This is a genomic window from Luteolibacter sp. (assembly GCF_058122085.1).
In genome coordinates this window covers 1-13,409 of the sequence record NZ_JBIKBQ010000007.1, presented here as the reverse complement: position 1 = coordinate 13,409, position 13,409 = coordinate 1, and the positions used below count along the sequence as shown (strand labels likewise).

The 13,409-nt window shown below is 62.9% G+C and carries 17 protein-coding genes; 14 read left to right on the top strand and 3 right to left on the bottom strand.

Annotated elements, in window-relative coordinates; translation table 11 throughout:
• Positions 1-19: 19 nt before the first annotated feature.
• A complete protein-coding gene (locus AC4DF4_RS02045; protein WP_490046447.1) occupies positions 20-751 on the bottom strand; it encodes an ABC transporter ATP-binding protein in 732 nt (243 codons plus the stop codon).
• Positions 752-913: 162 nt separating this feature from the next.
• On the opposite strand from AC4DF4_RS02045, the gene AC4DF4_RS02040 reads away from it, so the two are divergent.
• The 14 genes from AC4DF4_RS02040 to AC4DF4_RS01975 all read left to right on the top strand — a co-directional run bounded on the left by AC4DF4_RS02040 (position 914) and on the right by AC4DF4_RS01975 (position 12,196).
• Positions 914-1,540, top strand: coding sequence for an LON peptidase substrate-binding domain-containing protein (locus AC4DF4_RS02040; RefSeq protein ID WP_490046446.1), 627 nt, complete (start codon positions 914-916; stop codon positions 1,538-1,540).
• Positions 1,541-2,080: 540 nt separating this feature from the next.
• Entirely contained in the window at positions 2,081-2,620 is a 540-nt protein-coding gene (locus tag AC4DF4_RS02035) for a hypothetical protein (protein WP_490046445.1), read from the top strand.
• Between the two features lie 207 nt (positions 2,621-2,827).
• The gene (locus AC4DF4_RS02030) at positions 2,828-3,862 is read left to right on the top strand and encodes a thiamine pyrophosphate-dependent dehydrogenase E1 component subunit alpha (RefSeq protein ID WP_490046444.1); all 1,035 of its coding nucleotides are present in this window, start codon (positions 2,828-2,830) and stop codon (positions 3,860-3,862) included.
• Positions 3,859-4,824: an alpha-ketoacid dehydrogenase subunit beta gene (locus AC4DF4_RS02025; protein ID WP_488259759.1), complete on the top strand. Its 966-nt coding sequence runs from the start codon at positions 3,859-3,861 to the stop codon at positions 4,822-4,824. Before AC4DF4_RS02030 ends, AC4DF4_RS02025 begins: the two co-directional genes overlap by 4 nt.
• A 41-nt stretch (positions 4,825-4,865) precedes the next feature.
• Positions 4,866-6,104, top strand: a complete 1,239-nt coding sequence (locus AC4DF4_RS02020; protein ID WP_490046443.1) for a dihydrolipoamide acetyltransferase family protein — start codon at positions 4,866-4,868, stop codon at positions 6,102-6,104.
• Positions 6,105-6,117: 13 nt separating this feature from the next.
• Complete coding sequence (locus tag AC4DF4_RS02015) at positions 6,118-6,756, top strand: redox-sensing transcriptional repressor Rex (protein WP_490046442.1); 639 nt, start codon at positions 6,118-6,120, stop codon at positions 6,754-6,756.
• A gap of 1 nt (position 6,757) precedes the next feature.
• On the top strand, positions 6,758-7,339 hold the full coding sequence (locus AC4DF4_RS02010) for an RNA polymerase sigma factor (RefSeq protein ID WP_490046441.1): 582 nt from the start codon (positions 6,758-6,760) through the stop codon (positions 7,337-7,339).
• A gap of 14 nt (positions 7,340-7,353) precedes the next feature.
• Positions 7,354-8,562 (top strand): hypothetical protein, encoded by a 1,209-nt coding sequence (locus tag AC4DF4_RS02005; protein ID WP_490046440.1) that lies wholly within the window; start codon positions 7,354-7,356, stop codon positions 8,560-8,562.
• A gap of 54 nt (positions 8,563-8,616) precedes the next feature.
• Positions 8,617-9,552 carry a YihY/virulence factor BrkB family protein gene (locus tag AC4DF4_RS02000; protein ID WP_490046439.1) on the top strand — a complete coding sequence of 312 codons (936 nt, stop codon included), beginning with the start codon at positions 8,617-8,619 and terminating at the stop codon, positions 9,550-9,552.
• Positions 9,553-9,567: 15 nt separating this feature from the next.
• Positions 9,568-10,605, top strand: a complete 1,038-nt coding sequence (locus tag AC4DF4_RS01995) for a 3-deoxy-7-phosphoheptulonate synthase (RefSeq protein WP_490046438.1) — start codon at positions 9,568-9,570, stop codon at positions 10,603-10,605.
• A 42-nt stretch (positions 10,606-10,647) separates the two neighbouring features.
• Entirely contained in the window at positions 10,648-10,884 is a 237-nt protein-coding gene (locus tag AC4DF4_RS01990) for a type II toxin-antitoxin system Phd/YefM family antitoxin (RefSeq protein WP_490046437.1), read from the top strand.
• Between the two features lie 3 nt (positions 10,885-10,887).
• Complete coding sequence (locus AC4DF4_RS01985; protein ID WP_490046436.1) at positions 10,888-11,289, top strand: type II toxin-antitoxin system VapC family toxin; 402 nt, start codon at positions 10,888-10,890, stop codon at positions 11,287-11,289.
• Positions 11,290-11,421: 132 nt separating this feature from the next.
• Positions 11,422-11,946 carry a hypothetical protein gene (locus AC4DF4_RS01980; protein ID WP_490046435.1) on the top strand — a complete coding sequence of 175 codons (525 nt, stop codon included), beginning with the start codon at positions 11,422-11,424 and terminating at the stop codon, positions 11,944-11,946.
• Positions 11,924-12,196 (top strand): hypothetical protein, encoded by a 273-nt coding sequence (locus AC4DF4_RS01975; protein WP_490046434.1) that lies wholly within the window; start codon positions 11,924-11,926, stop codon positions 12,194-12,196. Before AC4DF4_RS01980 ends, AC4DF4_RS01975 begins: the two co-directional genes overlap by 23 nt.
• Before the next feature lie 72 nt (positions 12,197-12,268).
• Here the strand turns inward: AC4DF4_RS01975 and msrB are convergent, their stop codons facing one another.
• Together msrB and AC4DF4_RS01965 are read right to left on the bottom strand one after the other, a co-directional pair.
• A complete protein-coding gene (gene msrB, locus AC4DF4_RS01970; protein ID WP_490046433.1) occupies positions 12,269-12,808 on the bottom strand; it encodes a peptide-methionine (R)-S-oxide reductase MsrB in 540 nt (179 codons plus the stop codon).
• 71 nt (positions 12,809-12,879) lie between these two features.
• Positions 12,880-13,409, bottom strand: a 530-nt coding sequence (locus tag AC4DF4_RS01965; protein WP_490046432.1) for a succinate dehydrogenase/fumarate reductase iron-sulfur subunit, incomplete at its 5' end; no start/stop codon positions are given.

The following is a 13,409-nucleotide window of genomic DNA, read 5'->3' as shown; positions in this document are numbered from 1 at the left end:
AAAGTTAGGTTTTCCGGGATCAGGCGGCGGCTTCGGTGTCGCGGGAGGTGACTTTGCGGAACAGGTCGGTGAGCGAGCCGGTTTCGGACTGGGCGAGCAGTTCGGCGGGCGTGCCGTCGGCGACGATTTTCCCGCGGTCCACGATGACGGCGCGGGTGCAGGCGGCTTCGACCTCTTCGAGGATGTGGGTGGAGAAGAGGATGGCCTTGGTTTTGCCGAGCCGCTTGATGAGCTGGCGGACTTCGAATTTCTGGTTCGGGTCGAGGCCGTCGGTCGGCTCGTCGAGGATCAGGACTTCCGGGTCGTGAAGCAGCGCCTGGGCGAGGCAGGTGCGGTGGCGGTAGCCTTTGGAAAGCGTGTCGATGGACTGCTTGGCGACGGTGCCGAGGAAGCAGGTGTCGATGGCGCGCTCGACGGCGTCGTTTTTCGCGGTGCCCTTGAGGCCGCGGATGGCGGCGCAGAATTTGAGGAAACCGATGACCGTCATGTCATTGTAAAGCGGGGCGGATTCCGGCAGGTAACCGATCTTGGTTTTCGCCTCGCGGGGTTTGTCGATGATCGAGATTCCGCAGACTTTGGCGTCGCCGGAAGTGGGCGGGATGAATCCGGTGATCATGCGCATGGTGGTGGACTTGCCGGCGCCGTTGGGTCCGAGGAATCCGAGGACCTCGCCTTTTTTCACCGTGAACGTGAGATGGTCCACGGCGCGTTTGGTTCCGAATTGTTTGGTCAGGTTTTCGACTTCGATCATGGGATGAAATGAGGTTGTTCGGCGATACTCGCGTGAAGCGGCGTCGCTCGCGCTGCTTGTTTGAAAAAACGGTTTCGGAGAGATTTTCAAGCCAATAACGGGTTTTTCCCCGAATCAATCGGTCTTGCATCGGGCGGATGCGGGTGGTTCGATGCTCGCGAAATGGCCAGTATCCACCTTCCCGATCGCTGCGGCGTGATGCTTTTGCCCGACTGCACGCTGTTCCCGCACGGTGGGCTGCCGCTATACATTTTCGAGCCGCGCTACCGGAAAATGTTGGAGGACGCGCTGGAGGGGGATTGTTTTTTCGCGGTCGCGCGCCTGCTGGGAGAAGAGGAAGGCGACCCTGCGGATTTCGTGGCTCCGGTGGGCACCATCGGCCTGGTCCGGGCGTCGCGCGAACAGGACGACGGCACCTCGCAACTGCTGATCCACGGAGTGATGCGGGTGCGTTTCACCGAGTGGCATGACGGCCATGATTATCCGTATGCGAGCATCGAGCCGGTGGTTTCGGTTTTCACGCCGGAGAAACAGGCGGCCGCGGCGATGAAGACCCTGCGCGGAGCCGTGGAGGACGCGGTGCGACCGTTGCCGGAAGAGGTGCAGAGCGGGGTTTTCGCCCTGCTCGACCGGGCGGACGAGCCCGCGCTGATGACGGACATCATTTGCCAACAGTTCATCCACGAGGCCGACCTGCGGCAGCAGCTGTTGGAAATGGCGGCGGTGGGAGACCGGATTCCGGTGATCTGCGACTACTTGAGCAAGGCGCGCCTGGTGTCCGAGGACTGATTTCCATCAAAAATTGGGGGTGGCGCGGGGCCCACTCGGACCATCCGCACCACCCCCGGTTTCCCCCTCCTGTCTGGAGAATTTTTCGTTACGCGCCGAGCCGGAGGGCGGCTTTTGGCGTGGCGCTTTCCATATCAAATTGCCGGGCGGGAAGGGATGGTTTGGAATTTTCGGTCCTGCGAGGCTCAAGTCGCTCCTTTGCATGGCGCGATTTCTGCAATTACCCTGCCACCTTGGGATCAATCAGTATGCCGTTTTCGCCCGTTGCTCCGCAAATCCTCTGATCCATCCCCCCTCACTCCCCAAACCTCCCACACTCTGTCCTATCCCGTAATCAACGACCAGTGGGAGCGCGTCCTCGTCCAGAAACCCTGCAACCCTGCAACCCTGCAACCCTGCAACCCTGCAACCCTGCAACCCTGCAACCCTGCAACCCCGCCACCACGCCTAGATGTTTCGGGATTGTGGATGTGTCGCTGCCGTAGTTTTAAGCTTCTTACTCGTTTCCCCGTCTCCGCCACTTCCGCCATCAAATCTCCGATGAAAGCCTCCAGAAAGTTCGTCCTCGCGCTACTCCTTGCCTGCACTCCGTCGCTCCATGCAGCCGCGCCTGTGGGCAAACCCCAGCAAATCACCTCGCCCGACCAAGTGCCGGAGGGGCTCGCGAAGTCCGACTGGTCGAGTATCCGCGCCGCCTACGAGGGCGGGCGATATGCTGCGCATCGACAGGAAAACGGCACCCTCGTCGCCCGCAATCCCGGCCAGCAATGGCGCACGGAATTCGATGGCAAAGGCTTCACCTCCACCCCCGATGCCGGCGGCTGGACCTGGGGCCTCGAATTAACAAGCTATGGAGAGCGGAGATCATTGTCCGCTTCTTATCCCATCACTCAGGAAGGCGGGAATCACGTAATCGAAGGCAATCAGCTCCGCCAAGAAGAGGTGTTCTTCGATAAGATTTTGAGTTTCCATGCTGATTCGTCCGGTGGGCAATTAGTGCCGCCAAATGCCTATCGAATGGACGCACGAATAGCCACTGAGAATAACGAATTATTGGGAAACCAGAAGACCGTTGTTTGAGGAAGAGAATGAGGCCGGAAAGCGTCAACTTGGGTGCGGAAGCCGGGAGACGAGACGTCTCAGTGGCAGCGCTGGATCTTTTCGGCGGCAAGGGCCTGCGTTACAAGGACTTGGTCGCCTGGAACCGGCGCAGGGCGTGAGTATGCGGGAAAGCGGTTGCAGGTTCCGCACGCACTGTCTTAGGCTCGCTGCGTGCCTCACTTGGATATGCAACCTTTCGCCGACGGAGTGGTGATGAACCGCGATTTCCTGAGGTCGGTGTTTCAGTCGATGCTCCGCGCGAGGATTTTGGAAAACAAGCTTTCGAGCCTCTACAAAGCCGGCAAAATCGTCGGCGGCGTTTATCTCGGACGCGGCCAGGAAGCGGTCAGCGCCACGCTCGGCACCGCCTTGATCCAAGGCACGGATTTCTTCGCACCGCTGATCCGCGACCAGGCGGGACGCACCGCTTTCGGCGAGTCGATGCTCGATTGCACAAGGACATATCTCGGCTCAGTCGAGGGTCCGATGCGCGGGCGGGACGGCAACATCCACCGCGGCCGGCCGGAAATGGGCATGCCGGCGATGATTTCCCACCTCGGCGCGCAGGTGCCGGTGATCGCCGGAATGCTTTTTGCAAAACGCCTGCAAGGCACGCTGGCCGGCCGCGTCGGCGCGACCAGCATCGGCGACGGCGCGACTTCGACCGGCGCGTTTCACGAAGGCTTGAACCTGGCGGCGGTCGAGCGCCTGCCGATGGTGGTCGTGGTGGGAAACAACCAATTTGCCTACTCGACGCCGAACCACCGCCAGTTCGCCTGCGCGGATCTGGTGGAAAAAGCCCGCGGCTACGGCATCGGCGGATTCTCGGTGGATGGCACGGATTTGCTGGCCTGCGCGTCGGTGATCGGCGAGGCGGTGCGGCGGGCGCGCGAGGGCGGCGGGCCGCAAATGGTCGTCGCGCATTTGCTGCGGCTGTCCGGCCACGGCGAGCATGACGACGGCTCCTACGTGCCGGCGGAAATCCGCGGCGGCCACTACGGGCGCGACTGCATCGAGGTGGCGATGCGCCAACTCGTGGAAAACAACCTCGCCACCGTGGAGGAAATTCTCGCCTGGCAGGACCAGTTCGCCAATGAAGTCCAGCGTGCCGTGGCCCAGGCCCAACAGGAGGCGGTGCCCGATCCCTATCACGAAGACTGGACCGCGCTGTCCACCCGTTTTCCCCTTTCCGAGTCCATTTCCCAGTCAACCGCCCAGTGAGTGTGACCTACATCGACGCCATCCGCGAGGCCCAGGAGAAGCTCCTGCGCGAGGACGACCGCGTGTTCCTTTACGGCCAGGACATCGCCACCTTCGGCGGCGCGTTCAAAGCCACCAAGGGCCTTGCCGAGCAATTTCCTAACCGCGTGTTCGACGCGCCGATCTCGGAAGACGCGATGATCGGCATGGCGGTCGGCGCGGCCATCGAAGGCATGCGGCCGATCGTGGAAATGCAGTTCGCGGATTTCTCGTCGGTGGCGTTCAACCAGATCGTCAACCAAGCGGCGACGCATTTCTATCGGACCGGGATGCCCATCCCGATCACGGTGCGCCTGCCCTCCGGCGGCACTCCCGGCTCCGGCCCGTTCCACAGCCAGAGCATGGAGGGAATCTACGCCCAATATCCCGGCCTCGTGGTGCTGACTCCGGCGACCGTTTCCGACGCCTATCACATGCTGCTCGACGGCGTGGCGCTCGACGATCCGGTCATCTACTGCGAACACAAGTTTCTCTACCGGTGGCTCAAGGCGAAGTCGATCAACGGCGACCACCTGCCCATCGGCCAGGCGCGGATCACCCGTCCCGGCAAGCACGCGACCGTGGTGGCCTACAGCGCGATGGTCCACGAGGCCGTCCGCGCCGCCGAGCGACTCCAACAGGACGGCTGGGAAATCGAAGTGGTGGACCTGCGCTCGGTGAAGCCGCTGGACCTCGACACCATCCTGGCATCCGTCGCGCGGACCGGGCGCTTGCTGGCGGTGGGCGAAGCATTCCCTTGGGGTGGCGTCACCGCGGAAGTCGTCGCGCGTGTCACCGAGGAGGGGTTCCACCTGTTGGACGCTCCGCCGCAGCGCTTGAACGCCCGCGACACGCCGGTTCCCTATCATCCCAAACTCTGGGCCGCCCATCGGCCGACGCCCGAATCCATCTGCGAGGCGCTCCGCAAACTGCTTTCCTTCTAGTTTCAGCATTTCAGTATTTCAGGTTCTCAGCTTTTACCCAAATGCCCACCGTTCCCATTTTCATGCCCCAACTCGGCGAATCCATCGCAGAGGCCACCGTCGTCCGTCTTGGCATCCAGGTCGGCGACTCCGTCCGCACCGACCAGGAAATCATCGAGGTGGAAACGAACAAGGCGGTCATGGGCGTGACGACGCTTTGCGACGGGGTCGTCTCCGAACTGCGGGCGCAGGAGGGGATTTCCTACTCGGTCGGCACGCTGCTAGGACTGCTGGACGTGACCGATGAAGAGGTCGTCCGCACCGGCGTGGAGTCGTTGGAATCCATTGAGGAAAAACGCGCGGCCAGCAGCCAGTCCAACAGCCCCGCACAAGCGGAGGCGAACCTGCATTTCGCCTTGGACGACGACGCCTACGAGGAAGCCCCCGCCGTGGTGCCCAGCGTGAAAGGCCTGCCCGTGCCGACCGGCGTGATGGGCGCCCACTACATTTCCCCGCGGATGCGGGCACGCATGGACGACCTCGGAATCCGCGAGGCGGACATTTCGGCGATCGCCGGAACCGGAGCCGGCGGGCGCGTCACGGTCGAGGATCTCGAACGCTTCCTCGACTATCTGGACACCTGGCCGAGCTCCGCAGCCTCGCCGATGCGCCTCGCCGTGGCCGACGCCATGCGCCGCAGCTGGACCCGTCCGCTGGCGACGGTGGGACGCCCCGTCCTGCTGGACCGCACCTTCGACCACCGCCGCGACCAATCGCCCAAGCCGGGTCTGACGCTCTATCTGCTACGCGCCTTCGCCCTCGCGCTGACGGAAAACCCGACCACCGCCGGTTATCTCATCGGCGACAAGGTCGTCCACCCGCGCTCGTTCGACATCGGCGTGGCCGTGCAGGTCGAGGACGGCGTGGTCGTCCCCGTCGTCCGGAAGGTGGACCAGAAATCCCTGCGCGACCTCATTGCCGAATACGACGATCTGGTGGACCGCGCCCGCCGCCGCCGTCTCACCGAGCAGGATTGCAGCGGCGGCATCGCCACTGTCACGAACTTCGGCACCTTCGGCCTCACCACCGGCACGCCCATTCCCCTGCCGAACGAAACCCTCATCCTCGGCATCGGCGCCGGGGTGAAAAAGCCGGTCTGGAGCCCGCAGGTCGAAGCCTTCCTGCCCGCCACGGAAGCGGATCTGCTACTCACCTTCGACCACCGCGTCGTCGATGGCGGCGGTGCCGGAGTCCTGCTCAACCGGGTTTCCGCGCTGCTCCAGAAGCCCGAGGACCTCTAACTTCACGATCCCAGTGGAACCTCCCGAAAAAGCCGCCAGGATCGACATCCCGAAAAAGGCGATCTACCGGCTTTCGATCTATCATCGCTGCCTGCAGAAGCTGCATGACAACGGCGTGGAAACCGTCAGCTCCACCACCCTCGCCCGCGCGGCCGGGGTGAAGCCCGCGCAACTCCGCAAGGACCTCGCCTACCTCGGGCAATTCGGCACGCGCGGCCTCGGCTACCCGGTCGAAACGCTTTCCTCGATCATGCGCGAAACGCTCGGCCGCGAGCACCTGCAGCCGGTCATCCTCGTCGGCGCTGGAAACCTCGGCTCCGCGCTGCTCCGTTACCACGGGTTCGAAAAGGAAGGCTTCGAGGTCGTCGCCGCGTTCGATGCGAATCCCGAAGCCGCCGTCGCCCGCGGAGTCACCATCCCGGTATTCCCCGACTCGAAGCTGGAAACATTCATCTCCGAAAATTCCGTCAAGCTCGCGATCCTCTGCGTGCCCGTCGAGTTCGCCCAGGCCGTCGTCAACCGCCTCGTCGCTGCCGGCATCCAGGGCGTGCTGAATTTCTCACCGATCATGCTCGAAGTTCCTCCCGACGTCACCGTGAACAACGTCGATCTCGCGCTCGAACTCGAGCACCTCAGCTATTTCATCCGCTGACATGCCGGAAGCTTCGGAAAATTTCCCTAAGGTCCCGGCGGTCTCGTCCGTTGCTACTGGGAATCCAGCCTGCCCGCTCACCTGGGAGAAATTCATCGGGCAGGCGATGGCGGATTACGAATCCCCGCTCATCGGCTATGCCTCCTCCATTCTCAACGACATCGAGCTCGCCCGCGACGTGGTCCAGGACACCTTCATCCGGCTCTGCCAGCAGGACATCGCCAAGGTCCGGCACGGCCTCAAGTCCTGGCTCTTCACCGTCTGCCGGAACCGCGCCCTCGATATCCTTCGCAAGAACCAGCGCGCCAAACCGCTTGATGAAATCCAGTGGCAGAAAGTCGCCGGCCCCGGACCCCAGCCCGACGAACAGGCAGACCAGCAGGAGCTCTCCTCCCGACTTGAAACCTATCTCGACCGCCTGAGCGCCAACCAGCGCGAAGTCATCCTCTTAAAATTCCAACAAGGACTCACCTACCAGGAAATCCAGGAAATCACCGGACTCAAGACCGGCAACATTGGATTCCTCATTCACGCCGGCCTCAAACGCCTGCGTGAAATCCTGCCCGCCGACATCCGCTTCTGAAACCAACTTTCCCCATGCAACTCCAACCTGAAGATCCCCGGCTCACCGCCTACGTCCTTGGCGAACTCGGGCCGGAAGACACAGCCGCCGTCGAGCTTGCCGTGGCTGCCGATCCAGCGCTCCAAGCCAAGGTCGCGGAAATGAAAGACATTCAGCGGATCCTAACAAATAGGCTGGTCCAGCCAACGGACAAACTCCTGCCGCGCCAGCGCGAAAACATCCGCCGCAGCGCCCGCCAGGCGGACGCCGCCACAAAGGTCATTCCTTCCGCCTCGCTGCAACCCTGGCTCATCCCGGCAGCCGCAGCCGCCGTCCTCGCCCTGGCCACTTTCATCCTGCTTCGCATGCCTGCGGACAAGCCTCTTCCGACCGCCAGCGACCGGCCGGCCCCGCGGGAAATCGCGCAAGCCCCGGCCCCGGCTCCTGTCGCGCCCCCCGCCCCGGCTCCTCCCGCGTGGTTTCTGCCAGACAACGCCGCCGCCCTGCCGGCGCTCGACCTGCCGGTCACATCCGCGAAAGCCAATTTCGCCGTGATTTCCAAATCGATTCATCAAGGCCGCCAGCTCCCGTCTCCCCAAGACGTCCGCCTTGAGGAAATCCTCAACAACTTCCCCCTCCGCCTGCACGGAGTCACCGCCATCGCGCGCGGCCCCGCTGCCGTCTGGCATCCGGACGAACGCGCCAACGGCATGACCCGCCCCATCGCCACGCTTTCCACCGAAATGATCCCTTGTCCGTGGAAGCCCTCCGCCACCCTGCTCCTCGTCTCCCTCCGCGGGAACGACCAAAAGGACTGCGATGTCAAAATCACCTTCCGCCCGGATCCGTCTAACGTTTTTCACTGCCGGCTCCTCGGCTTCCACCCCGTCGAAGGCCGGACACCGGGAGATTTGCCCGCCAAGCTGCCCGCAAATTCCACCTCCACGCTCGCCCTCGTGATCGAGCCGTCCACCCCGGCCGGCAACCTGGGCTCGCTCGAATGGTCCGCCGACGGCAAGGCCGCGCCCGCCATTCCCCTTGTCCGCAAAAGCGACGCGGAGCCCTCCGACGATGCCCGCTTCGCCGCGCTGGTCTGCACCTATGCCGAGTGGCTTGCCGCCGGGCAGGACGGCGTGATCGATGCGGAAATCGTCGCCGCGCTCGCCCGGGAAACCGCCTCCACCACGCTCCCCGCCGACCGTTCGGATTTCCTCACTCTCATCGACCGCTCGCTGCACCTCTAGCCGCTTGTGATTTGCATTTGCACCGAACGGAACCCCGGCCCAAACTGCATCCTCATGGAAAAACGACTGCCGAAAATCATTCGGTTCGCCAGCCGCGTGCTGCGCGACTTTTTCCTGCGCAATCACGGCCTGCTGCTCACCGCCGCCGTCGCCTATAACATGATGCTCTCGCTGATTCCCCTCTCGGCCGTGCTCATGGTCATCTTCTCGCACTTCATCGACGAGTCGCTGCTGATGGAAACCATCACCGCGGAAATCTCCCTCCTCGCCCCGGGATTCGCCCCCACCCTCACCGAGGTGCTCACCGGATTCCTGCGCACCCGCGAGCTGATCGGCTGGGTCGGCGGCATCTCGCTGCTGCTCTTCAGCTCGCTCGCCTTCCGCGTCATGGAGGACGCCATCTCCATCATTTTCAACCGCCCGCTGCCGACCCTGAAACGCAAGTTCTGGGTCTCCGCGCTGATGCCCTACCTCTTCATCCTCATCGTCGCCGGCGGACTGATAGGAATCACCGCCGTCAACGCCGTCATCGACGCGCAGGACCAGAGAAACCACCAGTTTCTCGGTATCGACGCGCTGCTTCACCAGCATGTGAACCACCTCATCTACCTGATCGGGGTCCTCGGGCTGGTCCTGCTGTTCACGCTCTTCTACAAGATCATGCCAGTGGCGAAAGTCTCGTTCCGGCGCGCCCTCGCCGGTGGTCTGACCGCCACCATCCTCTGGGAAATCGTCCGCCACCTTCTCGTTTCCTATTACACCAAAATCTCCGTGGTCAACGTCCTCTACGGCTCGATGGCCACCATCATCATCGTCCTACTCACGCTGGAAGCCGTCGCCCTCATCCTGCTGCTGGGAGCCCAGGTCATCGCCGATCTCCAGCGCAGCGCGAACGCCGGCATCCCGTGGCACGAAGATCCGGACGGCGAGCGTGGCGGAGATCACCGGTCGCCGCGAAGCTCATCAAACAGCAACCTCGGCGACCGGTGATCGCCTCCACACCCCATGAAACCCGTTAGCGACATCCACGTCAGTTCCAACCTCGTCCTGCCATCCCCGCTCGACCTGCTCGCACAGCTGCCGCCCAGCGACAGCGACACCGACTTCATCTTCCAAAGCCGCCGCGCGATCCGCGAAATCATCTTCGGAAACGATCCGCGCCTGCTCGTCATCGCCGGACCGTGCTCCATCCACGACATCGCCGCGGGCCGCGAATACGCCGAACGCTTCGCCAAGCTCGCCGACCAGGTGAAAGACCAAATGCTGCTGGTCATGCGCGTCTATTTCGAGAAGCCCCGCACCACCGTCGGCTGGAAAGGCCTCATCATGGACCCGCGGCTCGACGGCAGCAACCGCATCGCCGAAGGGCTCCACATCGCCCGCCAATTCCTGTTGGACATGATCCGTCTCGGCATCCCCACCGCCACCGAGCTGCTCGACCCGATCACCCCGCAATACATCGCCGACCTGATCAGCTGGTCGGCCATCGGCGCGCGCACCACCGAATCCCAGACCCACCGCCAGATGGCCAGCGGTCTCTCGATGCCGCTTGGATTTAAAAACGGAACTCTGGGAAATCTCGAACCCGCCATCAACGCGATCAAAGCCGCCGCCCAGCCGCAGACCTTCCTCGGCGTGGGCATGGACGGCCGCGCCTCCGCCGTCACCACCACCGGCAATCCCGACTGCCACATCATCCTGCGCGGCGGCGAAAGCGGACCTAACTACGACGCAAAGAGCGTGATCGAAACCCGCGAGATGCTCGTCAAACACGGGCTCAAGCCCGCCATCATGATCGATGCGAGCCACGGAAATTGCGCGAAGGACCACCACCTCATGCCCGCCGTATTCGAGGAAATCGTCCGCCAGCGCGCCGCCGGAGACAGCTCCATCATCGGAGCCATGCTCGAAAGCCACCTCGTCGCCGGCGCCCAGAAATTCCCCCAGCCGCTCGACCAGCTCGTCCACGGCCAAAGCATCACCGACGCCTGCATCGGCTGGGAAACGACGAAGAAGCTGCTCCTGCAAGCCGCCACCTGCTGATTCAAAAGTTGACAACTTGACCACATCGAGCAGGCTCTTTCCATGAAAACGATGACCATCGCGGAATTCAAGCGGCACCTCCCGACCCTCTTGGGAGAGGTCGCCAAGGGTGAAAGCATCATCCTACAAAAAGGCAGGAAGCGCGAAAATGTCGCCATGCTCACCCCCTTCAAGGCCGAGCCGGCCAAGGCCCGCGAACTCGGCCTGCTCGCCAAGCGCGGCAAACCCGTCTTCAAAGACTGGTCCATCAGCGAAGAAGACTTCCTCGCATCCCGCTAACCCATGGCCTGGCTGCTCGATACCCACGCCTTGCTCTGGGCCTTGTTCGAACCCGACAAACTCGGCCGTAAAACCCGCGCCATCCTCAAGGACCCGGCGAACGAGGTTCTCGTCAGCCCGCTCAGCTATTGGGAAATCAGCTTGAAATTCGGCCTCGGCAAACTCGTGCTACCGGAGACCGACCCATCGGAAATCCCCAGCGCCGCCCACCAACTCGGATTCATCGAAGAACCACTGGCCCCCGAGATCCTCGCCACCTTCCACCGACTTCCCTACGCGCCGGACCGCCGGGATCCCTTCGATCGGTTACTGATCTGGCATGCCATCCGCCGCAACCACACGCTTCTGAGCAAAGACCGGGCGATGCCGTTTTTCAAAGCCCACGGCTTGAATTTCACATGGTGACCCAGGAATAGCTCCGTCGCCATCCGCCGCGAATGGGTGCGGGACAACAAAGTCACGAACGGCGAAACGCGTTCGCCGTGGGCTTTTCTCTTCGTCTCCCCGATTTTCACCTGTCGGATTCAGGGGCGATTTATGAAAAAGCCATTGCTCCATGGAATTGCCGCCTGTCTCTGGCTCAGTCTCTTCACGGCTGCTCACGGCCAGGCCAAACCCTTCGAAGTCGAGTCCGGCGATGAATCCGGCGCACGGATGAAACAGATCCGCGTCCAGGTCGAGTTCATCGATGTCTCCCACGAGCAGTTCACCGAGTTGATGTTCGGCCCCAAGCCCCCGGCCAACGACGGGGACCTCCGCCAGCAGGTGGCCCGGCTCATCAAGGACGGCCAGGCGAAACTCATGGAAACCTGCATGTTGGTGTGCCGCAGCGGTGAGAAAGCCACGCTTGAGTCCATCCGCGAGGAGATCTATCCGACGGAATACCAGCCGCCGGGGCGGCCATGCGGAAATCCTTCGAATGGCCGTCTCGCATCCGATCCTCCCATCAATCCGGCATTCCGGGCTCCCACCGCATTCGAGACACGCAACACGGGCGTCACTTTCGAAGTCGGGCGTCACTTTCGAAGTCGAGCCCCTCTTGGAATCCGATGGCACCATTGATCTCCGGCTGAGCCCGGAAATCGTCAACCGGCTGCGACTTGAGACCTGGATGGAGCACGTGGATCAATGGGGCGACGGATCGATCCGCATGCCGATTTACGAAAGCTGGAGGTTCAACACCTCCGTCAGCGTGGCACCCGGCAAGTTCGAACTCATCACCGCCCTCACACCAAAGACAAACGCGCCGGCCCCGGCGGTAACCCGCAAGATCCTCGTCTTCGTCCGCGCCGACGTCCTGCCGGCTCCCTGATTGACCATTGGTTTGCCAAATGGATTTTTACCCGCACTCGCGGTTAGGCGGAAGAGCCGCTGAGGCGCGCGGCTACTTTTGCGGCGGCGCGTCTTTCGCGGGCACGTAAACCAAGCCGCCGCCGTTGATGCAGTAGCGCTGGTCGGTGGGGGTGCCGTAGCCCTCGCCCTTGAAAACGTGGCCCAGGTGGCCGCCGCATTTCGCGCAGGTGACTTCGGTGCGGACCGTGCCCAGCGAGCTGTCTTCCTTGAGCACCACGTTCTCGGCCTTGGCCGGGTCGTAGAAGGACGGCCAGCCGCAGCCGGAGTCGAACTTGTGGTCGGAGGAGAACAGCAGGGCGTCGCAACCGGCGCAGTGATAGGTGCCTTTGCCCTGGTGTTTGAACTCCTTGTAAACCTCGCCGTTGGCACGCTCGGTGCCGGACTCGCGGAGGATGTGGTATTGCTCGGGCGTGAGCAGTTTCTTCCACTCGGCATCGGTCTTGACGACTTTTCCAGCGGGTTCGGCGGGGACTTCGGCGCGGGTTTCCATGACGTTTTTTTTATCTTCGGCGGAGCACGCGGCGAGGGTGAGCGAGAATGCCAACGTGGAAATGGAGCGGATGGAGATCATGATTCGAATGGGGATGAGCCGCATGCTAGAGCATCCAAAGCCGATCCTATTCCATCCATTCGCCAACGGCTTCAGGCGAACTGCTCGAGCAGCACGGCCTTGGTGTAGTCGCGGTTGAGGCGGGCGATGTGATCGACGCTGATTTCCTTGGGGCAGGCGGCCTCGCACTCGTATTGGTTGGTGCAGTTACCGAAGCCCTCGGCGTCCATCTGGCGGACCATCGCGAGCACGCGCTTCTGGCGCTCCGGCTGGCCTTGCGGGAGGTGGCCGAGGTGGGAAACCTTGGCGGCCACGAACAACATCGCGGAGGCGTTCTTGCAGGAAGCCACGCAGGCGCCGCAACCGATGCAGGCGGCCGCGTCGAAGGCGGTGTCGGCATCGCTCTTTGAAATCGGCAGCGTGTTGGCATCGACGCTCGATCCGGTGCGGACGTCGATGTAGCCGCCGGCGGCGACGATCCGGTCGAAGGCCGAGCGATCCACAATCAAGTCGCGGACGATCGGGAAAGGATTGGCGCGGAACGGCTCGATCCAGATGGTGTCGCCGTCGGAAAATTTGCGCATGTGGACTTGGCAGGTGGCAGTCGCGCGCTCCTTGCTGT

Coding starts and splice junctions, on each gene's coding strand:
- AC4DF4_RS02045 (WP_490046447.1), bottom strand. CDS start 751: ATGATCGAAGTCGAAAACCTGACCAAACAATTCGGAACCAAACGCGCC.
- AC4DF4_RS02040 (WP_490046446.1), top strand. CDS start 914: ATGGCCAGTATCCACCTTCCCGATCGCTGCGGCGTGATGCTTTTGCCC.
- AC4DF4_RS02035 (WP_490046445.1), top strand. CDS start 2,081: ATGAAAGCCTCCAGAAAGTTCGTCCTCGCGCTACTCCTTGCCTGCACT.
- AC4DF4_RS02030 (WP_490046444.1), top strand. CDS start 2,828: ATGCAACCTTTCGCCGACGGAGTGGTGATGAACCGCGATTTCCTGAGG.
- AC4DF4_RS02020 (WP_490046443.1), top strand. CDS start 4,866: ATGCCCACCGTTCCCATTTTCATGCCCCAACTCGGCGAATCCATCGCA.
- AC4DF4_RS02010 (WP_490046441.1), top strand. CDS start 6,758: ATGCCGGAAGCTTCGGAAAATTTCCCTAAGGTCCCGGCGGTCTCGTCC.
- AC4DF4_RS02005 (WP_490046440.1), top strand. CDS start 7,354: ATGCAACTCCAACCTGAAGATCCCCGGCTCACCGCCTACGTCCTTGGC.
- AC4DF4_RS02000 (WP_490046439.1), top strand. CDS start 8,617: ATGGAAAAACGACTGCCGAAAATCATTCGGTTCGCCAGCCGCGTGCTG.
- AC4DF4_RS01995 (WP_490046438.1), top strand. CDS start 9,568: ATGAAACCCGTTAGCGACATCCACGTCAGTTCCAACCTCGTCCTGCCA.
- AC4DF4_RS01990 (WP_490046437.1), top strand. CDS start 10,648: ATGAAAACGATGACCATCGCGGAATTCAAGCGGCACCTCCCGACCCTC.
- AC4DF4_RS01985 (WP_490046436.1), top strand. CDS start 10,888: ATGGCCTGGCTGCTCGATACCCACGCCTTGCTCTGGGCCTTGTTCGAA.
- AC4DF4_RS01980 (WP_490046435.1), top strand. CDS start 11,422: ATGAAAAAGCCATTGCTCCATGGAATTGCCGCCTGTCTCTGGCTCAGT.
- msrB (WP_490046433.1), bottom strand. CDS start 12,808: ATGATCTCCATCCGCTCCATTTCCACGTTGGCATTCTCGCTCACCCTC.